Source organism: Paenibacillus sp. DS2015 (assembly GCF_050433705.1).
Taxonomy (GTDB): domain Bacteria; phylum Bacillota; class Bacilli; order Paenibacillales; family Paenibacillaceae; genus Paenibacillus_AQ.
This window is the reverse complement of record NZ_JBNPWS010000011.1, coordinates 1-23,008: the sequence shown is the minus strand read 5'-3', so window position 1 is coordinate 23,008 and position 23,008 is coordinate 1. Positions and strand designations below refer to the sequence as shown.

The following is a 23,008-nucleotide window of genomic DNA, read 5'->3' as shown; positions in this document are numbered from 1 at the left end:
ATTCAATCTTCGACGTCGATTAGGCCTCTTGATATGCTTCGTGATCAAAAGATGACTTTTTGAACAACCTCTATAAGCTTAGTGATTATTTTATGAATGACGGATTATCCATAATATGCGTGACAATCCATCAAATACAAAGCTGAAGCGAATACTGCTTATCGTAAAGGAGAATTAGATATGTCAGAATCAATCACTCAGACAACGTCTGAACAAGAACCACAAGCCGTGTCTGCAAGTACAAATGATTTACTGGATCAGTTATTAAAACCTGAGGTTCAGGAATCTCTAACTGCTTTAATAGAGCAGTTGCCTAAATTGACTGAAATCGTTACATTCATGACGAAGTCATATGATTTCGCCCAATCCGTTGCGACGGATGATACATTGAAAAGCGATACCGTTGGAGCGATTACAGAAATCGTAGGACCGGTGAAAGACTCCGTTAAGAACATCGCGGCAACTGTTATTGAAGCCAAAGACCGTGCTGAAGTAAGCAACGAAGCGATCGGTATTTTTGGTCTGATGAAGATGCTTAAAGATCCACAAGCCCAGAAGATGTTCCGTTTCGTGAATGCTTATCTTCAAGTTAGTGAAGAACGCAGCAAAAAATAGTGCATGTACAATAATTAGTAAGAGCGGAGGATACACGATGTCAAAACATATTGTTATATTAGGTGCAGGTTATGGCGGACTTCTAACAGCTTTAAGTCTTCGCAAGTATTTGACTAAGGCTGAAGTGCAAGTGACTGTCGTAAACCAGACTCCAACACACCAAATCATTACTGAATTACACAGACTAGCAGCTGGTAATGTAGATGAAAAGGCTGTTGCAATGCCATTAGATAGACTTTTCAAAGGGAAAGACATTAATCTGAGAATTGCTAAGGTTCAATCTTTCTCAGTAGATAATAAAGAAGTTAAACTTACAGATGGATCAACATTAACTTATGATGCTCTTGTTGTCGGTTTGGGAAGCCAAACGGCTTTTTTCGGGATTCCGGGGCTTGAACAGAATAGTATGGTCTTGAAATCTGCAGCAGATGCGAACAACATTCATAAACATGTTGAAGATCGTATTCGCGAATTTGCAAAAACAAATAATGAAGCTGACGGAACCATTGTCATTGGTGGCGGCGGTCTATCGGGTGTTGAGTTAGTTGGCGAAATTGCCGATGGCCTACCTGAGCTTGCCAAGAAATATGGTGTAGATCCTAAATCAGTGAAGTTATTACTTGTAGAAGCAGGTCCTAAGATTCTTCCTGTGTTGCCAGATCATTTGATTGAACGTGCAACGAAAAGTTTGGAGTCTCGTGGAGTTCAATTCTTAACAGGTCTTCCTGTAACGAATGTTGAAGGAAACACGATTGACCTAAAAGATGGTTCAAAAATTGTTGCTAACACATTTGTATGGACGGGTGGAGTACAAGGAAGTCCTCTAGTCGGTGAATCGGGGCTTGAAGTGAACCGTGGACGTGCAACCGTCAATGAACATCTTCAATCTGTTTCTCATCCAGACGTATTTGTTGTAGGGGATAGTGCTGTATTCTTTGGCCCGGACGGACGTCCATATCCACCAACGGCACAAATCGCTTGGCAAATGGGTGAATTGGTTGGTTACAATCTATTCGCTAAGCTTAATAACAAATCATTAGAATCATTTGCTCCTATTGACTCTGGTACACTTGCAAGCTTGGGTCGTAAAGATGCTGTTGCGACAGTTGGAGCCAATGGAACGCCACTTAAAGGATTACCAGCTTCTCTTATGAAAGAAGCAAGTAATATTCGTTACTTGTCGCATATTAAGGCTTTGTATAGCTTAGCATATTAAGAAATCCTACTTTCTTGATGTATAAATAGAAGTTGGTTGAAAAAGAAAACAGTGAGCCAAAGAGTATGAATTACTTTGGCTTGCTGTTTTTTCTAATCTTTTGAATGAGTTTATTAACATTTTAATAAGATTTAGGTTAGAATTAAAGAACGCAAGTAAAGTGGGGGTTGTCAATATGTCTAATAATGATGAAGTGATTTTGACGGAAGAGGGATTGGCTCAATTAGAGGATGAACTCAGGGATCTCAAAACAGTAAAACGTAGGGAATTAGCTGAACGTCTTAAATTAGCTATAAGCTACGGCGATTTGAAGGAAAATAGTGAATATCATTCAGCGAAGAATGACCAATCTTTTATGGAAACAAGAGTTATGATACTGGAAAAAATGATCAGGAAAGCTCAGGTAGTCAGTGCAGATAGTCTGAACTTATCCGCAGTGAGCATCGGTTGTATCGTTGTTCTCAACGATATCGAATATTCCGAAAAAATAGAGTACCGGATTGTGGGTACTGCTGAGGCAGATGTCTTGGAAAATAAAATTTCCTATGAGAGTCCCTTAGGTAAAGAACTGATAGGTAAAGAAGTAGGCAGCATCGTTAGTGTCAATGCACCTATGGGGATACTTAAATATGAGTTGCTTGAGATAAAAGCGATATAACAGGTAAACAATGAAACTCCAAGCTCACTTTTACAGTGACTTTGGAGTTTTTGTTTTTTTTCAGTAATCGAATACAAATTTGAACCCAAAGCTAAAATTAGCGGTTGGCAAAATTCAAGCGAACATAAAGCAAGGGTGAAAATGGAAAAGAATCTGTCTAATCTGTATTGTTGTAAGTCCAACCATATATTCAAGGCCTCTCACAGATTCGATTCGCAAGCTTTGCAGAAGCGAGCATGACAAAGAATAATGATTGATGAAGAAAAGCCCCTCTATTGGGGCTTTTCTTCATCAACATATATTTATAAGCCGTTGGTATAGGTATACCCTGGAAATACCCTAAGCGCATCAATAGATATGGATTTGATTTCCTCTCTTTTCTTAACGGTAAATTCCATTTTACCACCTCTAGATAGTGTATTTCCATCCTTTATAGTTGCAGTAAGTCCTACAGTAAGATCCCAGTAATCTATCGTTGGTTTATCTGACCATGTTTGTATTGCTACTCGTACTTTATACTCTGGTCTATTTAAATCATTCTTGATCGTTTTCATATCCATAATTTTTGTGGATAACATGGTTGGCCCCATGGAAAAATGTAGTTGCTTCAATAATTCCACATCCATGCCTGTCGTAGATTTTTTAAGAAGTTCTTCAATACCTGTATCCATTCCAGCCATGAATACTTGAACCGCGTTATTAACAGCTGCCACGTCAAATATACCCATCTCATTCATGTTTTCATTCCAAACATTCTCATGAGGGATCCCAATACTTTTTACTGAGACCGTCTGTGTCTTGTCATCCCACGCAACGTAAGCACCAAGCGCTTTGGAAACGAAGCTAACAGGAACCATTACCCGATTATTGATTTTTCGGGGTGCAACGTCTGTCGAAACTTGCTTTCCATTAACTTGGATTGTAATCACACCACTTGCATATGCTACTCCGAATACTGTAGATACCATCAACAGTGTGGCCATAACGGAAATAACTATCATTTTTTTCATATACTTAATATTCCTCCCATTCTACTTATATACGTATAATAGACGTAAGATACCCTTAATAAGTTACATTAGAAACATTTCCTTCCATAATTAACTTAAGCGAGTAATATATCCTATCTGCACACTATTTCATTCCGGTCCATTTACAGGCCGACGCCGTTTATTGGGCTGAAAATATCAACTGCTAATTTTTAGATGGGGCCCAAATTTGAACTATTTTTTCAGTACATTCAACAAATAAGGATAATGTAAGTTCACATTCTATATGTTGATGTCGTATGCTGACTTCAGAACTTTAATATACGGACAACAATAATGATGATATGACTTCATTCAAAGAGGGAGATGTACAAATAATGAACGATCGTTGGGGTGCCTACAGTCAGCGCGATGTGATAGTGGAGCCACTGGCTAGCGGTCCACTAGACGGTTTGTCATTTGCTGTGAAGGATGTTTTTGCTATCAAGGGTCATGTGTCTGGTGCAGGTAATCCAGATTGGGCGCTTACTCACCTAGCAGCAGAACGTCACGCCCCGGTTATTGAACAATGGCTCAATGGTGGGGCGCGTCTGAATGGTTTAACGCATACAGACGAGATGATGTTTAGTCTAAATGGAGAAAATTATCATTACGGAACGCCTATCAATCCAAAGGCGGAGCGACATATTCCTGGAGGTTCATCTAGCGGCTCAGCTGTTGCTGTCGCCGCAGGGCTTGTTGATTTCGCTGTGGGAACAGATACAGGGGGTTCAGTTCGTATACCGGCATCATACTGTGGCATTTATGGTTTTCGCCCTACGCATAGTCAAGTAGAGATGGAAGGGGTCATTCCCCTTGCTAAGACCTTTGATACGGTGGGATGGATGGCAGAATCGGCGAAGCTATTGGCTCTTGTTGGAACGCCGTTGCTTGGGGATATGGCTAAGGGACACTCTTTTCGCAGGCTCATTATTGCGGAGGATGCACTTGCGATTACAGATAAGGAGACTCGGGAGGCCCTTGATCCGTTACTTGATCGACTTACACCTGCTTTTGCAATTTGTGAAACCAAGACGGTGTCTGCGGAGGGTCTCCCAGAATGGATGCGTATATTCAGGGTTCTACAGGGCGTAGATATCTGGCGCACGCATGGAGCGTGGATTGATCAGACGAAGCCACATTTCGGTCCGGATATTGCGGGACGATTCGCTTGGACTCGAACGCTAGATGCAGCAGCAAGTGGGAGTGAACGTCAACTTATGGAGGATATCCGTGAGCGTCTATCTACGCTACTAGGAGATGATAGTGTGCTGCTCATTCCAACAGCTCCCGGTCCAGCTCCGCTACGAGATACACTGGCAGAGGAGCTAGAGGAACATCGTTCACGAACGCTCCAACTGACCTGTATTGCGGGTCTTGGAGGATTGCCACAGGTGACGATGCCTTGGATGCAGGTTGAAGGATGCCCAGTGGGGCTATCTCTGATCGCAGGCCCAGGTCAGGATTGGAAGTTGCTGCAATGTGTTGCACAACTAGAGGAGCAAATAAATAGCTCTGAACACACTCAAAATCAAATGAACACATGAAGGGAGAGCTGAACGATGCGCTTAGTAAGTATAAGACATCAGGGTGTAGAACAGGCAGGCATCTTGACGACACGGGGGATTGTGACGTTTGCGGCGCTGAACGAGGCCGAGGGTCGGAATTGGCCAACACAAATGTTGGCACTGATTGAGTCGGGTAGTCTGGACGCCGTTCGAGGCTGGCTTGAGGACGGGGGCGAGGAGCGACTTAGTTCGATGCCTACAGTTTCCGTTGATCATGCAGAGAGGCTGCCGTTGTACCGTCGGCCTCGTAAAATATGGGGTATTGGCTTCAACTATGCTAAGAATGCGGAAGAACTGAAGACCATCGACCTCACAGAAGAACCGGTTGGATTTATGAAGCCGGATACGAGTCTGATTGGTCCAGGTGAACCGATATGTCTTCCAGATTGTATTGGACCTATCAACGCAGAGGCAGAACTGGCTATCGTTATTGGAGCTGTCTGTAAACATGTGAGTGAGGAGGATGCACCACGGTTTGTGGCGGGATTCACGACAGCTCTAGATATGACGGCAGCCGACATTCATGCTCGTAACCCTCGGTTTCTAGCGCGGGCGAAGAGCTTTGATACTTTCTTTAGCTTCGGTTCGGAGTTAGTGACACCAGATGAAATAGCGAATGTGCTGGATTTGAAGGTGAGCACAATACTGAATGGGGAAATTAGGCATACAAATACCGTGTTTAATATGAGATATCGACCTTGGTTCGCTGTAGCGTATCACTCACAATTCATGACCTTACTTCCAGGGGATATCCTGCTGACAGGAACACCGGGTTCGGTTCATATTCGTTCAGGAGACACGGTGGAATGTCACATTGATGGGTTCACGAAGCTAAGTAATCCAGTACAAGGATAGCAAAATGTGAGAACTTGGTACCTCGTTGGACTGGAAATTTAGGATAAACACATAACTGGCTGAGTAACGCCAGATAGATAGAATCTTGAATCCTTCTCTGGATCTATCATCTAGGTGGAAACCAGATGTGTCTGAGGTCAACCCAACCCTGACTATTAAAGGTCACTCCGCGAACAGAGGGGAGATAGGCGGTCTGAACTGGCTTTTCATATAGAATATGTAATTGATGCGCTTGAATGAGATGGGCTTCAATGGCGTCGAATAATCGAGTTCTTGCTAGGGGCTCTGATTCACGTGTTACGTTGTGCAGTAATTTCATGATATCAATGCGGGTATGAGGTTCAACGTGCGTTGACATCGTCTGATATAGGTCGAATAAGCGCAGCTGTTCATCTTGATCTCGAAATAAAGAGAATACAATCAGATCTGATTCTAATCGAACAGAACCTTTGAACTCCTCTGGGGAAGACGATACAATCTTGCATTCATAACCGAACGATTGCAGTCGTGCAGCAATATATTTAGCGTCCTTCCTATATTGTGGGATGGTAGCAATCTGTAGTGGACTGACGTTCATAGCTTCTACCTCACGATTGAGGTTAGCGCCCTCGGATTCATTGTCACTTAGACAGGATAGGACATGAGCGCGAACAACGGGATCACTTAGGGGTCCGGTTTTTTGGGTATTACAGGTTACAAACTTCCGCACAGAGGCTTCGGAATGGATCTGGCTCCAAGATTGTCCCTCAGCCGAGGATGGGCTTAGAAGGACGTGAAAGGGAGACGTATGTTCACCCTGCTCAGGAGATTCGGGTTCATTTCCCCAAGGAATCTGGAGGATTTCCACCCGATCAAGATGTGCTCGTTCTTGGAAATAATGCGTAAATGCCTCTAGCACACATACCGTATTATTCATTTCTGTCACTTTGAACGGTCCGGTTCCGATAGGTTTCGTACCGAAGCTAGCTTCTACCAACTGATCTAAGCCTCTCGGGACAATCGCAGCACGACTCGTACATAAGAAGGATAGGAATAGCTCATTTGGTTCTTTTAACGTCATACAAACGGTCGTGGGATTGATGGCTTGAATAGATTGGATTTGTTTAAAAATAGAGCTATACAACGTTCTTCGTGGGGTTCCCATTAATCGCTGGAACGTATATACCACATCTTCGGCTGTCATCATGTTGCCATTATGAAATAGGACTTCCTTACGTAAGAAGAAAGTCCAGACCGTACGATCATCATTGACGTCCCAAGCATGGGCAATATTCGGTACAATTTCGCTACCGTTAGTCCCTCTTCTCACGAGCCCATCAAATACATGACTAGATACAAAGGATTCAGCTAGCAGGTTCATATAGAGTGGATCAACAGTATGAAGTTGCTGACGAATAGGGATTCGCAGGGTATCGATCCGTTTATCACTCTTCATCTCTGTATGGTGCCCGAAATAAGAAAGCATCCATCCCTGAAGTTTGTCCTCCATAGAGGATGAGCGTGAATGGACTCTAATCTGATCAATCGCTTCCTTGATGTCTTGTCTATTTATCGCCTGCATCATAGATTCCACGGCAATTTCTTCAGGTTGGATAAGGAATTGCAGCTTCGAGCGGCGTCCACGTCCGCGCTGAGGGAACCAGAGAATCCATCCGTGCTGGACCATCTTGTTAATGAGCGTTAATGCATTACGGTGTGTACAGGTGAAGGTTACGGCTAATTCATCTAAGGTGATAGAAATCACTTCGGAACTTCCGTAATGGGAATGGAGTCTTAAAAATTGGATGTGTAACTTCATAGAAAATCCGCTCCTAAAATAGGAAATTAATAATATTTTATTTCTATTTATCTTCTTATTTTATCATCTAGAATAGGGATTAGGAAGTAAAAAGCGGAGGTATTTACCATGTTGAGTAAGATGTTAACGATGTCTAATCGATCACTTATGGCATTAATGAGCGCGTTCGCGTTGGCAGTTGTTCATCAGTATTTGTTCTACGGCAACCTTCTAGGTATTTCTTATCCTATCTTTATCGGACTCCTTTACTTGTACATGTTCTACAATGCTAAGGATCAAATGGTTCAATCAGCTTGGTTCGGGTGGATGTTATTTGGAGTTATCCTGCTCCTCTCATTGACATATGCTTTATTTCAGAACCCGTTCTTTCATGGGCTTAACGTAGTTGTTATTCCTTTTCTTTTCTTTGTACACATGGCATATATCTTAAGCGAAAAGAGACCTGACTGGTATAAGCCTCAGGTGATAACGGTCGCATTAGATCATTTTATCGTACGAAGCTTACGACAAGTTCCAACTGCATTTAGAATCGTAAAGACTTCATCATTAGGCAACATGGGAGAACGTCGCAAAGCGGTTGTAGGTAAAGTGCTCATTGGGCTTGCGATCGCCATGCCATTATTAATGGTTGTTATATCCTTGTTGTCTTCTGCAGATGGCGTATTCGACCATCTTCTGTCAGGAATTCCTGGTTTGCTGAGTAACTTCTCCATAGGAGAGGGGATATTTCGATTTGTGTGGATATGTATTGTCTGTATATTATTGTTTGGATACCTATGGGGATTTATAGATTCCAAGAAGGATGAGTGGGGGCAAGGGCTAGAGACAGATCAGGTGGACCCACATGCAACGAATGTCATTGGAGTCGTGCTAGATCCGATTATCACAGCTACGGTATTGGTAGCCATTAACATTGTGTATGTACTGTTTGTTATGGTGCAGTTCTCCTATTTGTTTGGTGCTTGGGAAGGAACACTACCGACAGGAACCTCTTACGCAGATTACGCAAGAAGTGGCTTTCTTGAGCTCGTCGTCGTAACGGCAATCAATTTTGTGCTGTTGATGGGTACTCTTGTGTTTAGTGAGACAAAGCGTGGTCTATTACAAAAGGTCAATAATATGATGTTGTACATATTGGTTGCATGCTCTTGCGTGATGTTGTACTCCGCATATATGCGATTAGTCCTGTATGAGGAGGCGTATGGTTATACGTATATTCGTTTCCTCGTCCATGCATTTATGATCTTTCTAGGTATACTGTTGATCGTTGCGGGACTTCGAATTCATTATGCTAGTCTTCCTCTCGCTAAATTGTATATTATCATGGGGCTGTTATCGTATGTGATCATGAACTATGCCGGTATGGATAGCATCATTGCAGAGAAGAACATAGAACGTTACCGCGTTACTAATGTTATTGATGTAGATTACTTAGGTAGCCTATCTACGGATGCGATTCCTCTGCTCTTAGAGTTCAATAGCGTGGATTCCGTGGTGTTGCAGGGGAATTTACAAGGGATCTTGCACAAACGTTGGTTGGAATTGTCGCAGGAAGATCGTCAATGGCCATCGTTTAACCTTTCATCTTACCGAGCGGAGAAGGCATTAGAGCAATATTTTAGATGAAGCAGGAGAGATAGGGATGCCATCGGGCTTCTTGCTCGCGATTATGATAGCATTCAACCGAAAGTACGCTACCGCGGCTGGGTCGTGAATGCTAATTGGCAAGAAAATGTTATAGCGAGTGGACTTATTGTTATTGGGATTCCGCCTATTGATGCATATCAAATTGCTTCTGCAATAGTGTGGTTGGCAGGCTTATAATAATGATATTATAAGATTAGTGTAATATACTTTACTTCGGTTTGAAGTAAAGTATATTTTTCATTATAGTAATGTGATATTAGGGGGATATATGACTTTCTCAAACGTTTTGGTATTAATAGCCGTTGTCCTTATTTTATTTTTTATATTAAATGAGATGATCAATTATATTGCTCGAAGAGATCATGAGGACCCTCCATCATACTATAATAAATTATGGTTAATTCCAGTGATATCGATATTAATTATTATTCCTCTTATAGGATTCACATTTATATATGGAATGTTTTTTTATTCATTTGGGATGATGACTGATTTTCTTAGTTTTGATTATTTAGGTGATGTCTTCACCTTTTCTCTAATTGTGCTATTGGGATTTATTTTTTTGGAAACCTTTGTTCATCCTATTGTTATTGCCTTATTAAGATATGGGCTTAAAAGGAAAGTATCCGTTTATACCAAATATGCTATTACTATAATTGTTGATAGTATCACAATTTACTTTTTATCAAATATGTTTAATGGTGTCTACGTAAAGGACTTTTTATCTGCTCTTTCTATTTCAGTGATCTATCATATTATTGAATGGATATTAATTGGGTTCTATTGGTTTTATAAAAAAATAAATAAAAATAGTGATGATTAAATACCTGGAAGGCACGACCTAGAGGATTATTGAAGTTATTACTGAAATAAATCAAAAGCAGATAGTACATTATGAAGATTATAAAGGTGAATGAATGTTTGTAATTCTACTGCTATCTATGGATGCGATCCCCCTGCTCTTATCATCTTAATATAGCTTCTATTCTTTTAATGCTCACGAATAGGGTCACCGTTTATTCCTCAGGCATGTATTTAATGTTTTTTGCTACCTCTAAGAAAGTAGGCAAAACCTCTTTTATATTTTTATTAAAATACCTAAATATGATCACCGTATCAGGTGCCTTGTCATGGTTGACTAAAAAAGCGTCTGTTCTTACGGCACTATCTATGGTACTCCCCACATATTCATCATATTTTGATAATTCATCATCTCTAAAAAGCTTATCTCCACCGCCACCGATGGACTCATGAATGTTTTGGGGATTTCCAAGTCTATCCACCATAGTTAGGTAAATGAATTCGGCGTCACTAAATCCGATCTTAGAGCCATCTTCATAAGTGAAAACTTTCATAATATCTGGGACATAGAATCCAAATGGCTCTAACTCTATCTGAACAAATTTGGATGGATATTCTTTTTTATGTAGGACAAGAATTTTTTCGTCTACTTTATAGTTTAAATCATCAATCAATTTTATCTTATGGATCTCAGTCTCTTTTACTGTCTCTGTCTGATTTATTCCCTCAATCGTAACCGCTGGGGTTGGAGACACGATGTCTTGTTTTTCGTTCTTGGAACAGCTAATAAGGGCCACACTAGAAAGTATGACACATAATTTTATGAATTTCATCATGCTTTCGCCTCCTTCAATTACATAGATATACCATATATAAAATATATTACATTAAATAGGGAAAAAATCCAAAGCGTTTTCTGCCTAAGCTTATTTAATCTCTAATTAAGAGTATCTATATGGAAATGGTCACTATGATCGGCTATTATCACAATTTTAGATGAGGTAAGTCCGTGATTCGAATGATACAAAACCACGGGAAGTTTGGACCGTTTGATAGTTGAAGCAACTATCCCAGGTGTAAAAGTAAAGAATAATACTTAAATGGGAGATCGCAGTAGGGACGGTCTAGGAAAATAGCACTTAGAATTTAACAAGATACCGACGACAATTCATAGACTTGATTTACGGATGGAGGTCTATGCTTCTTGTTGTAAATTGAGGGTGAGGTTTGGGGATACATTCTATGGAAGATATGTGGCATAGAATCGTCTTGCATGAGGGAGAAGAATTTAGGCAAAAACGAGGGAAAGCATTTATGTACAAAATGAATGCAAATGTGAACGTTTCGAATACGATGACTATCTCGATCACAAAAGGTGAGGTTGAGAAAGCTTGGAACCGAATGGCTGTAAATGGACCGGATAGAAATAGTGTGCAGATAGGATATATTACTCACTTAAGTTTATTGTTATGTAAAAAAATGTTTATAATGTAATTTATTAAGGGTATCTTACGTCTATTATACGTATATAAGTAGATTGGGAGGAATATTAAGAATATGAAAAAAATGATAGTTATTTCCGTTATGGCCACACTGTTGACGGTATCTACAGTATTCGGAGTAGCATACGCAAGTGGTGTGATTAAAATCCAAGTAAATGGAAAGCAAGTTTCGACAGACGTTGCACCCCGAAAAATAAATAATCGGGTAATGGTTCCTATTAGCTTCGTTTCCAAAGCGCTTGGTGCTTACGTTGCATGGGATGATAAGACACAGACGGTCTCAGTAAAAAGTATTGGGATCCCTCATGAGAATGTTTGGAACGAAAATATGAATAAGATGGGTGTATTTAACGTAGCAGCTGTTAATAACGCGGTTCAAGTATTCATGGCTGGAATGGATACAGGTAGTGAAGACCTTCTTAATAAATCTACGACAGACATGGATGTGGAGTTATTGAAGCAACTACATTTTTCCATGGGACCCATCATGTTATCTACAAAAATTATGGATATGAAAACGATCAAGAACGCAGAAGAGTATAAAGTACGAGTAGCAATACAAACATGGTCAGATAAACCAACGATAGATTACTGGGATCTTACTGTAGGAGTTAGTCCAACTATAAAGGATGGAAATACAGTATCTAAAGGTGGTAAAATGGAATTTACCGTTAAAAAAAGAGAGGAAGTCAAATCCGTACCTATTGATGCGCTTAGGGTATTTCCAGGGTATACCTATACCAATGGCTTATAAATATATGTTGATGAAAAAAGCCCCAACTTCAACAGCCTCCTGAGTTGATCTACCTAGTTGGATGCAATTATCTGGCACGACGTTTGGAGGGGGAATTCAGGGAGGCGAATATCCTGTAGTGTGACACTTTAGGGTGTATTTATATAAATAAGAGTGCCTCTAGGAATGAGGCACTCTTATTTGTAATGAGTATGAGTTAGAGCTGGAGCCACCAAATTCCGGCACACTCAGGTAGGTGTACCCGATGTTCATTTACGACTCTGTTAGCTAATACATCGCCGAAGAAAAATCTTGTTAACTCCTCAGCTTGTTGTATGTGATCGAACTCGTAATCCGTTCTGATCCATTTATGTGAGAAGCCGTACTTGTGAATTAGTGCTGAGTAATAAGGTTGTAAGAAATCGGGAGGAGAGGGTACCTCGAATCCTGTACCTAACGTCTCTATAATAATAAGCGTTCCGTCGCTTCGGACTACACGTGACATTTCTCTGATTACTGTATCTATATTGTGTTCCCAATCAGGGATATGGTTGCCTCCTAGATAACTAATACTCCAGCCTGAGATGATAAGATCAGCACTTGAGTTCGCTAAAGGTAGCTTGCGATGATCAGCAACCTGAGTCTGCCAGTTATTTAATCCTGCTGTACGTAATCTGTTGGCTGTTATTTGCAACATCGCTTCAGAAGCATCTAGAGCAATAAGGGATTGTGCTTGTGTTGCTAATACTGTAGAGAGCCTTCCTGTTCCTGCTCCCATGTCTACCACATCTAGTCCACTGAACGGTCGGATGGCTTCAATTTCATCTTTTAAAATAGGTTGTTTGGAGATGAGTTCGTGGTATTTCTCAGCTTCTTTCTCATAAATGCTAGTATGATCAGGCATGTACGTGACCTCCTCGATATTGGGATGAATCTACTGTAGCGTATATGTTCACGTAACGAGAAGGTCAAGAAGAAGGTCAAGAAGATCAAGTAGAAGGGCAACTAGCACTAGCATGGAGTTATATTTTCAGCTCCGAATAGGTACCGCATAAATCACGTGTAATAAGGAGTTCACTTGGCGATGGTTAATAATATACCCGTGATTCTCAAACCACTGAATGAGTCTGGATACGTTAGGGTACAGCAATGTATGTATATTTGAGTATTCGTCCAGGTGTTCTGTGCCTTGTTTGTCTATCCGTTCGTCTGTTTGTTCATTCATAAGCACATCTGTAACCATCAGATCAGCAATACATATCCGGCCATGGGGTTTTAGTACCCTCCGTATTTCCTCTAATGCAAGTTGTTGCTGGTCATCTGTGAGATGGTGAAATGCAAAGCTGGATACGACAAAATCGAACTGCTCGCCGACATAAGGAATGGTAAGGAAATTGCCAAGTCTAGTCTCTAGATTAGGGTATTTCTGCTGACACTGCCGCAACATTCCTTTAGATTGATCAACCCCAGACATATGAGCACCCTGTAATGAGAATTTCACAGCTAAATTGCCTGTTCCGGTTCCCATATCCAAACCGTATTCCCCTATTCCCGGTGCCACCCACTGTACGATTAGATTCAAGGTACTCTCGTAGTCCGCATAATTCCCTGAATTGTCAGCCACGATTGCATCATGAGTAAGGGCTAATTGATCGAAGTTCCACTTGTCTTTCCACTGTTTGCGTTGCTCCTTCATCTTTTTGGAGGCATTGGCAAGTTGATAGATATCTTCTATGGGTAATGTTTGTTGCGATTTCACTAGTGTGATCATTCGATCCGTGGTCTCAAGAACTTGTTTGATCTCTACCCAGTGGGACATCATAACAGCGCGTTGAAGTTCTAGATAATAGTGAAGCTCGTCATGATGGTTAGCATCTATTTGGAGGAGTGCTTGTTGTATATCTGCTAGGGACATCCCTGCCTCACGGAGAGAAATAATGGTCTGTAATCGCCATATATCTTGCTCCGTAAAGGTACGATACAGATTATGCTCCTGCTTATGCGGGAATAACAACCCCTTTTCTTCATAAAATCGTATGGTTCTCGCAGAAATGTTAAGCTTATTAGCTACTTCGGTAATTTTCAATGAAGAACGCCTCCTTAAGTACCATTGTAAACATTACCGTAGCGTGAATGTAAAGAATGATTATTAGCTTCTGTATAAAAAGACTAATTTTACATGGCTCAGAGAAATTTGTTACATGTTCGATGAATGGATGTATAATAAGATATAATTAGTACTTTATTAGTAGTTAGCTAGTATTAACATTGTTTTTAAGCGGTATTCCATTATTGGAATCTGTGTATACTGCTTAAGACGGAGGTGGAGAGTATGACTGACTCGATAGAAGAGCAGATTGAACCCTATGTTAGGGATAAATATATATCTAAACAAAACTTTATATACAGACAGAAGGTAGCCACGGGTGCTTTAAAGCTGTGGGAGGAAATTAGCGATAGAAGAAAGAAGGAAAGTATTCAGGTTAATCTAAAAGATCAAAAAGGGAATAAACTGTGGTTTGTCATGACTCCAGAGCTCGAAACTCTTGTAGAGAAAATTGAGTACAGGATTTCAAATGATATTCAAGGTATTATATCCCGTACTACAAACTGGGATGAGAAGGTTCAAGAACTACTGATCGATGAGGCATTCCATTCTAGTGTCATTGAGGGTGCGATTTCAACACGGAAAAGAACGGCTGAAATGCTGAAAAAGAAACAAGCTCCTCAAGATCACAGTGAAAGAATGATTTATAACAATTATGAGGCGATGATGTTCATCCTAGACCACATTGATGAACCTTTGACTGAGGAGGTTTTTGTACAACTTCATAAGATCATTACAAATGGAACGCTAGAAGAGGACGATATAACAGACAAATATAGAGATGACGACGTACAAGTAAAAGATATGTCCATAGATAGAGTTATTTATCAAGCGCCAATAGCAACGGAAGTACAATGGATGATGGATGACCTATTTGAGTTCATCCATTCTGATACACCTGATATACATCCGATTATAAAGGCGAGTATCATTCAGTTTTATATTGTTTACGTTCATCCCTTTTTCGATGGAAATGGAAGAACGGCAAGGGCATTTACGGTCATGTATTTGCTAGGTAAGGGCTTTAATTTTTTTAAATACTTATCTATTTCTACTGCGATAAATAAAAGGAAAAACCAGTATTATAAAGCAATTGAGGATTGTGAGAAAAACCCCACGGATGTGACATACTTTCTTATCAATCAGTTGCAATTAATGCACGAAAGATCGATTGAGCTTTTACAAGATCTACAGGTTGAAGTCGGGAGATTATTGATTGATCAGTGGTTAGATAAAAAGGGAATAGTGTTTGCTAAAAGACAGATGAAAGAAATATGGTTTTTTAGTAAAAAAGAGAAGAGTCTAGTTACCATTGAAGAATATCAGAAAAGGCACAAGGTTTCCTATGAAACGGCAAGGACTGACTTAATGGAATTAGATGCGCTTGGTATTTTTGACAAGATAAAAGTAAGCCGGAAGTATGTGTTTAAATTTAACTTTCGAGAATTCTGCGAAAGAATTGCTAAGGAGTTCGTGGAGGGATCTGACCAGATAAAGGTCTTATGAAGTGAATAACTTTAATAGCCTTTGTGACTGTAGAACTAGAGGACTTTCTGGCAGGAATGGGGCTGAGTTTCACGCCGTTGGCACATGGTGTTCTGGCTTCTGTACCGGAATCCTCAGCGGGTGAGGCAAGTGGGATGAGTAATGCTACTCGTGAGATGGGCGGCGTATTCGGTATTGCAGAATTTAGGACAGCGTCTGTTAGACCACTACGTGGAACGTTTGTTGGTGAAGCTGAGATTAGCCTTATAAGCTAATTTTGGCTTTTTACTATCGAAGAACTAAAGTATTTTCTGTATTTCGAGTATAATAGGGAGTATGTGATAGATGATTCGTGGAAACATATGTCCATAAGTACAATAATTTAGAATAGATGAGGTTACTACATGAGCGATCAAAGTTTCAAGGACTATACATTAAGTGAAGATATCGTACGTGCACTCGACAGTTTGGGGTACAAGCATCCAACCGAGGTGCAACGTGAAGTCATTCCGATGGCGCTCGACAAGAGAGATCTTGTCGTGAAATCTCAAACAGGTAGTGGTAAGACGGCATCCTTCGGTATTCCGATCTGTGACATGATTGATTGGAAAGAAAATAAACCGCAGGCGTTAATTCTAACCCCTACGCGTGAGCTGGCTGCGCAAGTGAAAGAGGATATTACGAACATTGGGCGATTCAAACGAATCAAAGCGACAGCATTATATGGCAAGCAGCCCTATGCTCCACAAACCGCAGAATTGAAGCAAAAAAGCCACGTGGTGGTAGGTACACCAGGGCGAGTGCTCGATCATATTGAGCGAGGAACACTTGCATTAGACCGTCTTGAATATCTTGTGATCGATGAAGCAGATGAGATGTTAAGTATGGGATTCATTCAGCAAGTCGAGTCTATTATTCAGAAGCTACCTAAAGAACGCGTTACGATGGTATTCTCAGCTACGTTGCCTAAGGATGTAGAGAAGTTATGCTATAAGTACATGAGCAACCCCACTCAAATTGAGATCAAGGCTACGGGAATTACGACGGCTACGATTGAGCATTCAATATTTGAAGTGAGAGAAGGGGACAAATTCGCCCTGCTTAAAGACATTACGATTGTTGAGAATCCAGATAGTTGTATCATCTTCTGCCGTACTCAGGAACATGTGAATCAGGTGAGTGAGCAATTAACGAATGCCGACTATACGTGTTCGAAGATCCATGGTGGGATGCTACAAGAGGACCGTTTTGAAGTGATGAATGATTTCAAAAGAGGGCAATTTCGATACCTTGTCGCTACAGATGTTGCCGCAAGAGGGATTGATATTGATAATATCACGCATGTCATCAATTATGATCTACCGCTTGAGAAGGAAAGTTATGTGCATCGTACAGGCAGAACAGGACGTGCAGGTAAGACGGGTAAAGCAATTACGTTCATAACTCCTTTTGAAGGTAAATTTCTGAATGAAATTGAAAGCTACATCGGCTTCAACATCCCTAAAGGGAATGTTCCTTCTAGAGAACAAGTGACAAGTAAGAAGGCCGCTTTTGAAGGCAAAATAGGGATTGAGCCTACGCTTAAACACGATAAGAATGAAAAATTAAACAAAGAAATTATGAAGCTCTACTTCAATGGTGGTAAGAAAAAGAAGATTAGAGCGGTAGATTTCGTGGGTACGATTGCGAAAATTGAAGGCGTTACGGCGGATGATATTGGGATTATTACGATTCAAGATAACGTATCCTACGTGGAAATATTGAATGGCAAAGGGCCGCATGTCATTGATGTTATGAAGAACACGACAATCAAGGGTAAGTTATTGAAAGTGCATAAGGCGAATAAATAATTCCGCATGTTTCTATAGTAAGCTCTGTTTTATCTTTACTTTATTGTGAAGATGAAATGGAGCTTATTTTTTTATGGTTGCTATTTTGTCTTTGTTAACAGCATGAAAAGTGAGCCTAGTAAGCATGTTGGGGCGGAAATCCATAATTCAGACATAGCCAAATTTCTGCTAAGTCAGATCACTGACCAGCAATACATAAGAAAGTAGTAATGAATTTCGACACTAATGTTGGTGTTGAAGCTGAATTTCCAATATATTTCTTTTTATGTGGGTAATGTGTAGTAAAATGGAAATATTAACAATTGTTACGTAGCAGGAGGCCATGATGAAGGAATTTAAGGAGCGCTTGGTATTCGTTCAAGATCATCAGCGTAAATTAATGACAGAGTATCAGAATATCATTAATGATTATGAGTCCAATGATTTAATTCATGAGAATGAAGTACTACGAGAGCAATATGAGGAACTGAAACATAACTTAACGAAGCTTCAGAATAAAGCTACAAAGATGGAAGAGGAGAATGCACATTTACGTTCTTCGTTATCAGAGCAGATCTATAATGAGAAGCTCAATATCATTCATGTATCGCGTGAGAAGTTGGAGACGTACTTTGCTGGGCGAGCGAATAAGTATGCCAACCGACTGGAATCCTTTGAGGCTGAAACCAAGCTTAAATTTAATAAGCTTTATGATCATGCATCGAACCAGCTCAGGGAGGAGAAAGAAGTAACTACGGTAAAGATCGCACAAATGTCTGCTGAAGTAAATGACAGAATCATGAAGCAACGTGAGCGATTGAAAGAAGATGAGAAGAACCTTCTGAATTATGCGAGCGCCGGATTGGATCAACTAGGTTCTGAGGAAATTAGTGAAGAAGTGATGCAGAAGAGAATAAAGCAGAATCAGTTCGAGATGAAGATTGGTCTGAACTGGATCAGTAAGTTAGGGATGTTACTGCTTATTTTGGGCGTTGGGGCGGGTTTTCAATTAACCTATTCGAATGTTTTTAATGATTATATGAAGGGGAGTACCTTTTTTCTACTTGGGGCGTTGCTACTTGTTAGTGGGGAGTGGCTGTACCGTAAGCAGAAGCAGACTTTTGCATTAGTGTTGTTAGGTGGAGGTATTTCAGTATTATACGGGTCCATCTTTTATAGCTATTTTTTACTACATATTATAGATATTGTTGTGGGTATATCTTTATCGGTTCTAGTGTCTATAACAGCGGTGCTATTATCATTAAGGTTCCAATCGCGAACGATTTGTTCACTAGGCCTCGTAGGAGGGTATCTGCCCTTATTCTCATATATGGGTGCCTATGGTCTTGAGGGCAATGCGGTGTATGCCGCGATGGTCTATTTATTTTTACTGAATGGATTCATTTTACTTGTATCCTTTAGACAACGTTGGGTCATTGTCAATTATATAAGTTTTATATTCAATGTCCCTTCGATGATTGCTCTGGTTGTGATAGCACAAAGTGAAGCTATAAGTATGTTGTACGTTGTGGTTACATTTATGATGTATCTCGGTATTACTCTGGTCTATCCATTTAAGGCTCAGAAGATGTTATCTTGGTGGGATTTCACCCTACTTGCTTTAAACACGACGATTAGTTGTAGCACATTGTATGTACTGTTTGCTTCGGCAAATTTAGAAGATTTCAATGGCCTGTTAGCCCTCGTATTCTGCCTGGTATATATGGGTCTGGGACGATTCGTTGAGAAGCGTGTGCAGCAAGAGAAGCAAACGACGTTACTCTTCTATGCGACTTCGCTTACATTCGCCGTTCTTATCATCCCATTCCAGTTCGGTGTGCAGTGGTTATCCATGGGATGGCTTGTTGAGGGGATTATCTTAACAATCTATGGTAGCTTGAATCGATTTAAACAGTTGGAGAAGGCGGGCTGGGCTATTCTGGCTTTATGTCTTGGAACATTCCTGTGGGTGGATGTACTGGCGAATAACGTAGTGGGTTATCACGATATTTACTTCGCTCTGAAGTATACGTTTGTAGCCGTAGGCATGCTAATGGTTACAATATTCTATGCCTATCAAGAGAAGCAACGCGTAGCTCAATTGTACAACCGACCCTTTGAAGCACAAATGATGACTTATTTTAAATACGTGACACTGGTGAATACCTGGTTCTATCTGCTGTACGAAGTGAGTCATCTGTATAAGCAGTTCGTGCCTTATGAACTCGCTCATTATAATTTCTATCAAGGGTTACTAAGCGCCCTGCTAACGATTGCTCTAGCCTACACGCTTATGAAGATTTCATTGCTTTATGATGTGGTTGTGAAATACTACAGCTTGTTTCTATATGGGGTTGGGTACATTATTTGTTTGAGTATTACACTGACTCTTCCGGTATTGAGTTATGATTACTCAGATAATGGACCTGCAGAATATATAGCGCTCGGGATATTAACTGGTTTTAATGTGCTTGTATTTTTCGGTGTTCGAGATTTTCTAATCGCATTTATTCGCCAGCAATACAAGAGCATCGAACTCTATCCGGTGATTCTAGGGATTTACTTATTGGGTATATTGACGACATTCTTAATGGTTCAATTGCAATTAACCGATGCCGGATTAATATTCAGTATGATGTACTTGTTACTGGCTATTGTGTATATCACGTTTGGGTTCCGGTATAAGTATGTGTATATAAGAAGACTGGGTCTGGGTCTGACCTTATTCTCAACAGGTAAGCTGTTATTATATGACTTGAGTATATTGACGACTGGTAATAAAATCATTGCTTACTTCTGTTTTGGACTTGTGCTACTAGGGATTTCCTATGGTTATCAAAAGGTATCGAACAGAATGGGGGAGCCACAACATGCTAAGGAGCAACTGGATTCGAAGAGTTAGCACGATAGTGTTATTAGCATCCTTTATATGCTTATTTACTGGAGTGAATGCTACGGCTATTGCTGCAGAAGATGATAGCCAGCAAGGGTGGCGGTTCTCGAAACCATTGATCGTGCAGGAGGAAAGTAGCCGATACCAAGCTTTCTATATCGATGAACAAACGTATGCAGGAGCAAGTAGAGATTTAAGCGATCTACGCATTGTGAACGCTAAGGGACAATATGTCCCTTTTTATATCGATAGTGGGTATGGAGAATCGGTAGAGCAGGGGGTAACGTATTCCTCCACTCTGGTTAATACGGCTAAGAAGAATATGAATACGGCATTCGATTATCGAGTCGATCCTATCCAAGATGATGTAGATATCCAAGGAAATATCCTCTTGATTGAATTACCGGAAGAGGCTTTCCTGAAGCATGTTGATGTCTACGGAAGTTACGATGGTGATGATTGGACGTATATGGGGCAGGAAGATCTCTATCGGACAGACTCGTTGCAGAAGGCGACCATAGATCTAGAGACAGAGTATAAATTCAGCTATTATCGATTGAATGTGCTGGATAATGTGGAGAATCTTTCGTTTCCGAAGCTAGAATTGATCCATAAGACACGTGATGTCAGGTGGAATGAATATAATAAATCGGCAAAACCAAAGTTCGAAATAAAGCAGGATGCGAAGTTAACTCAACTTATCGTTCACAATGAGAATAGGCTTAAGATAAATAAAGCACAGCTTCAAGTGGAGGGGAATTTCAAACGCTCCTATCAGGTACATGATGAGAACGGCAACAGAGTGAGGACAGACGGTGAGGATGAATTGTATCGTCTAGATTTCAATGATGCACAAATTTCGAACACTACCATTACGGGAATGGTTCCGATCAGGGCACCTTATTTCACGATAACGATTAACAACTATGATGATGCCCCCTTGGAAATCAAGGATGTAACGATTGAATATGCGATAGATAAAGTAGTATTCGAGAATCAAGGCGATCAGCCCTATCAGTTGTTGTATGGTAAGGATAACGTAGATCAGCCACAGTACGACATCGTAAACTTCAAGGTGCATATTGAGCAAGAAGATGTACCGATGGCTACATTGGGTGCAGAAGTGATCTCTTCAGAAACGGGAACTCCTTCGAATTTACCTACAACATGGTGGTTACAGCCAAAGGTATGGTTTAATGGCGTCATCGTACTGGTATCCGTCCTACTGGTCATTTATCTTATTCAGAAACTTAAGAGTAGTAAGAATGAACAGAATGAATAAGTATTATTCAATTGTAAGAATAAAATAGAGAGGTCCTCGTGAAATTATAATTATAAGAGGTGCCTTCCCTTACATTTTATATACTCATTTCCGATATATAACATATATAGAAGTTTGTTTACGGTATTCGTAAACGAAATAACTAACGTATTGGAGTGAGTGTGTGTGGGATGGTATTTCAGAGTGCTCAAGAAGTACATAGGATTCGGAGGGAGGGCAAGGCGTAAGGAATACTGGATGTTTTTTCTTTTTAACAACATCATTAGTATCGTATTAGCAATCATACCGCCCTTATTGCTCCTTTATGGGTTGCTTGTCTTGTTACCGTCTCTTGCTGTTCAAGTTCGTAGACTGCACGATACGGGAAGAACAGGACTGTGGATTTTCATTGGTTTAATACCTCTAATTGGTACTCTTCTTCTACTGGTGTTTACGTTGGAAGATGGTGAAGGGGACAATGAATATGGAATAGATCCTAAGGGTTCTGAGGTTTGGGAATAGTCGTAATTAATGAGTGAGAGTGAAGCTTTCACACGGTAACATTCTATTCTCACTTAAACAGGTGTAGATAAATAGGAGTCTCCCTTTACAGCTAACGTAGTAAAATGTACCCTTTGTAAAGGACAATTATAAAAAGGTTAGCTAACTTATTGAAGCTGCTGTCTGTATTTTGCAGGCGGCAGCTTTTTTAAATTCCACTGACCACGGTAGTGGTTGTAATAGATCATATAATCTTTAACTTCTTGTTTCACCTGTTCGAACGTTTCACAGTCTTTGATCCTCGTTTCATCTTTAAAATGCCCAAAGAAGGATTCTTGTGGAGCATTATCCCAACAATTTCCCCGACGTGACATAGATTGACCTAACTTCATTTTCTGACTAGCTTTTGAAATTTAGGACTCGTATAGTGCACACCTTGATCCGAATGGATAAAAGCATCTTTTGTTAAATGGCGATGTTTTAATTTCAGTTTCTGGAGTGTATTGAGTGC

20 protein-coding genes and 1 pseudogene are annotated in these 23,008 nt (G+C 40.4%); 15 read left to right on the top strand and 6 right to left on the bottom strand.

Going from position 1 to position 23,008, the window contains the following annotated elements; all coding sequences use genetic code 11:
- Positions 1-180 precede the first annotated feature (180 nt).
- From J2T13_RS11575 to greA, 3 genes are all read left to right on the top strand, one after another.
- Entirely contained in the window at positions 181-615 is a 435-nt protein-coding gene (locus J2T13_RS11575; RefSeq protein WP_429371368.1) for a DUF1641 domain-containing protein, read from the top strand.
- Between the two features lie 37 nt (positions 616-652).
- A complete protein-coding gene (locus tag J2T13_RS11570; RefSeq protein WP_429371366.1) occupies positions 653-1,831 on the top strand; it encodes an NAD(P)/FAD-dependent oxidoreductase in 1,179 nt (392 codons plus the stop codon).
- Between the two features lie 175 nt (positions 1,832-2,006).
- Positions 2,007-2,489, top strand: a complete 483-nt coding sequence (gene greA / locus J2T13_RS11565) for a transcription elongation factor GreA (RefSeq protein ID WP_429371364.1) — start codon at positions 2,007-2,009, stop codon at positions 2,487-2,489.
- Positions 2,490-2,791: 302 nt separating this feature from the next.
- Here greA and J2T13_RS11560 read toward each other — a convergent pair whose 3' ends face one another.
- Positions 2,792-3,499: a copper amine oxidase N-terminal domain-containing protein gene (locus J2T13_RS11560; protein WP_429371363.1), complete on the bottom strand. Its 708-nt coding sequence runs from the start codon at positions 3,497-3,499 to the stop codon at positions 2,792-2,794.
- A 356-nt stretch (positions 3,500-3,855) separates the two neighbouring features.
- Here J2T13_RS11560 and J2T13_RS11555 point away from each other — a divergent pair, with 356 nt between their 5' ends.
- A complete protein-coding gene (locus tag J2T13_RS11555) occupies positions 3,856-5,064 on the top strand; it encodes an amidase (protein WP_429371361.1) in 1,209 nt (402 codons plus the stop codon).
- Positions 5,065-5,079: 15 nt separating this feature from the next.
- Entirely contained in the window at positions 5,080-5,940 is an 861-nt protein-coding gene (locus J2T13_RS11550; RefSeq protein WP_429371359.1) for a fumarylacetoacetate hydrolase family protein, read from the top strand.
- 106 nt (positions 5,941-6,046) lie between these two features.
- Here J2T13_RS11550 and J2T13_RS11545 read toward each other — a convergent pair whose 3' ends face one another.
- The gene (locus J2T13_RS11545) at positions 6,047-7,738 is read right to left on the bottom strand and encodes an ABC transporter substrate-binding protein (protein ID WP_429371357.1); all 1,692 of its coding nucleotides are present in this window, start codon (positions 7,736-7,738) and stop codon (positions 6,047-6,049) included.
- A gap of 108 nt (positions 7,739-7,846) precedes the next feature.
- On the opposite strand from J2T13_RS11545, the gene J2T13_RS11540 reads away from it, so the two are divergent.
- Together J2T13_RS11540 and J2T13_RS11535 are read left to right on the top strand one after the other, a co-directional pair.
- The gene (locus tag J2T13_RS11540; RefSeq protein ID WP_429371355.1) at positions 7,847-9,364 is read left to right on the top strand and encodes a DUF4153 domain-containing protein; all 1,518 of its coding nucleotides are present in this window, start codon (positions 7,847-7,849) and stop codon (positions 9,362-9,364) included.
- A gap of 289 nt (positions 9,365-9,653) precedes the next feature.
- The gene (locus tag J2T13_RS11535) at positions 9,654-10,208 is read left to right on the top strand and encodes a hypothetical protein (protein WP_429371353.1); all 555 of its coding nucleotides are present in this window, start codon (positions 9,654-9,656) and stop codon (positions 10,206-10,208) included.
- A 193-nt stretch (positions 10,209-10,401) separates the two neighbouring features.
- On the opposite strand, the gene J2T13_RS11530 is transcribed toward J2T13_RS11535, so the two are convergent.
- Positions 10,402-11,022: a hypothetical protein gene (locus J2T13_RS11530; protein WP_429371351.1), complete on the bottom strand. Its 621-nt coding sequence runs from the start codon at positions 11,020-11,022 to the stop codon at positions 10,402-10,404.
- A gap of 406 nt (positions 11,023-11,428) precedes the next feature.
- On the opposite strand from J2T13_RS11530, the gene J2T13_RS11525 reads away from it, so the two are divergent.
- Entirely contained in the window at positions 11,429-11,680 is a 252-nt protein-coding gene (locus tag J2T13_RS11525; protein ID WP_429371349.1) for a hypothetical protein, read from the top strand.
- Between the two features lie 63 nt (positions 11,681-11,743).
- The gene (locus J2T13_RS11520) at positions 11,744-12,442 is read left to right on the top strand and encodes a copper amine oxidase N-terminal domain-containing protein (protein WP_429371347.1); all 699 of its coding nucleotides are present in this window, start codon (positions 11,744-11,746) and stop codon (positions 12,440-12,442) included.
- 196 nt (positions 12,443-12,638) lie between these two features.
- On the opposite strand, the gene J2T13_RS11515 is transcribed toward J2T13_RS11520, so the two are convergent.
- Both J2T13_RS11515 and J2T13_RS11510 read right to left on the bottom strand, forming a co-directional pair.
- Positions 12,639-13,325, bottom strand: a complete 687-nt coding sequence (locus tag J2T13_RS11515) for a class I SAM-dependent methyltransferase (RefSeq protein WP_429371345.1) — start codon at positions 13,323-13,325, stop codon at positions 12,639-12,641.
- Positions 13,326-13,451: 126 nt separating this feature from the next.
- Positions 13,452-14,507: a MerR family transcriptional regulator gene (locus J2T13_RS11510; RefSeq protein WP_429371343.1), complete on the bottom strand. Its 1,056-nt coding sequence runs from the start codon at positions 14,505-14,507 to the stop codon at positions 13,452-13,454.
- 246 nt (positions 14,508-14,753) lie between these two features.
- Here J2T13_RS11510 and J2T13_RS11505 point away from each other — a divergent pair, with 246 nt between their 5' ends.
- The 6 genes from J2T13_RS11505 to J2T13_RS11480 all read left to right on the top strand — a co-directional run bounded on the left by J2T13_RS11505 (position 14,754) and on the right by J2T13_RS11480 (position 22,518).
- Positions 14,754-16,034 (top strand): Fic family protein, encoded by a 1,281-nt coding sequence (locus J2T13_RS11505; RefSeq protein WP_429371341.1) that lies wholly within the window; start codon positions 14,754-14,756, stop codon positions 16,032-16,034.
- A gap of 23 nt (positions 16,035-16,057) precedes the next feature.
- Positions 16,058-16,288, top strand: coding sequence for a hypothetical protein (locus tag J2T13_RS11500; RefSeq protein WP_429371339.1), 231 nt, complete (start codon positions 16,058-16,060; stop codon positions 16,286-16,288).
- 129 nt (positions 16,289-16,417) lie between these two features.
- Positions 16,418-17,863, top strand: a complete 1,446-nt coding sequence (locus J2T13_RS11495) for a DEAD/DEAH box helicase (RefSeq protein ID WP_429371337.1) — start codon at positions 16,418-16,420, stop codon at positions 17,861-17,863.
- Positions 17,864-18,185: 322 nt separating this feature from the next.
- The gene (locus tag J2T13_RS11490) at positions 18,186-20,744 is read left to right on the top strand and encodes a DUF2339 domain-containing protein (RefSeq protein WP_429371336.1); all 2,559 of its coding nucleotides are present in this window, start codon (positions 18,186-18,188) and stop codon (positions 20,742-20,744) included.
- The gene (locus J2T13_RS11485; protein WP_429371334.1) at positions 20,713-22,017 is read left to right on the top strand and encodes a DUF3999 family protein; all 1,305 of its coding nucleotides are present in this window, start codon (positions 20,713-20,715) and stop codon (positions 22,015-22,017) included. The genes J2T13_RS11490 and J2T13_RS11485 overlap by 32 nt, the downstream gene beginning before the upstream one ends.
- Positions 22,018-22,182: 165 nt before the next feature.
- Positions 22,183-22,518: a DUF805 domain-containing protein gene (locus tag J2T13_RS11480; RefSeq protein ID WP_429371332.1), complete on the top strand. Its 336-nt coding sequence runs from the start codon at positions 22,183-22,185 to the stop codon at positions 22,516-22,518.
- Between the two features lie 146 nt (positions 22,519-22,664).
- Here J2T13_RS11480 and J2T13_RS11475 read toward each other — a convergent pair.
- Positions 22,665-23,008, bottom strand: a pseudogene (locus tag J2T13_RS11475) (IS3 family transposase); the annotation flags it as partial.

Coding starts and splice junctions, on each gene's coding strand:
- J2T13_RS11575 (WP_429371368.1), top strand. CDS start 181: ATGTCAGAATCAATCACTCAGACAACGTCTGAACAAGAACCACAAGCC.
- J2T13_RS11570 (WP_429371366.1), top strand. CDS start 653: ATGTCAAAACATATTGTTATATTAGGTGCAGGTTATGGCGGACTTCTA.
- greA (WP_429371364.1), top strand. CDS start 2,007: ATGTCTAATAATGATGAAGTGATTTTGACGGAAGAGGGATTGGCTCAA.
- J2T13_RS11560 (WP_429371363.1), bottom strand. CDS start 3,499: ATGAAAAAAATGATAGTTATTTCCGTTATGGCCACACTGTTGATGGTA.
- J2T13_RS11555 (WP_429371361.1), top strand. CDS start 3,856: ATGAACGATCGTTGGGGTGCCTACAGTCAGCGCGATGTGATAGTGGAG.
- J2T13_RS11550 (WP_429371359.1), top strand. CDS start 5,080: ATGCGCTTAGTAAGTATAAGACATCAGGGTGTAGAACAGGCAGGCATC.
- J2T13_RS11545 (WP_429371357.1), bottom strand. CDS start 7,738: ATGAAGTTACACATCCAATTTTTAAGACTCCATTCCCATTACGGAAGT.
- J2T13_RS11540 (WP_429371355.1), top strand. CDS start 7,847: ATGTTGAGTAAGATGTTAACGATGTCTAATCGATCACTTATGGCATTA.
- J2T13_RS11535 (WP_429371353.1), top strand. CDS start 9,654: ATGACTTTCTCAAACGTTTTGGTATTAATAGCCGTTGTCCTTATTTTA.
- J2T13_RS11530 (WP_429371351.1), bottom strand. CDS start 11,022: ATGATGAAATTCATAAAATTATGTGTCATACTTTCTAGTGTGGCCCTT.
- J2T13_RS11525 (WP_429371349.1), top strand. CDS start 11,429: ATGGAAGATATGTGGCATAGAATCGTCTTGCATGAGGGAGAAGAATTT.
- J2T13_RS11520 (WP_429371347.1), top strand. CDS start 11,744: ATGAAAAAAATGATAGTTATTTCCGTTATGGCCACACTGTTGACGGTA.
- J2T13_RS11515 (WP_429371345.1), bottom strand. CDS start 13,325: ATGCCTGATCATACTAGCATTTATGAGAAAGAAGCTGAGAAATACCAC.
- J2T13_RS11505 (WP_429371341.1), top strand. CDS start 14,754: ATGACTGACTCGATAGAAGAGCAGATTGAACCCTATGTTAGGGATAAA.
- J2T13_RS11495 (WP_429371337.1), top strand. CDS start 16,418: ATGAGCGATCAAAGTTTCAAGGACTATACATTAAGTGAAGATATCGTA.
- J2T13_RS11490 (WP_429371336.1), top strand. CDS start 18,186: ATGATGAAGGAATTTAAGGAGCGCTTGGTATTCGTTCAAGATCATCAG.
- J2T13_RS11485 (WP_429371334.1), top strand. CDS start 20,713: ATGCTAAGGAGCAACTGGATTCGAAGAGTTAGCACGATAGTGTTATTA.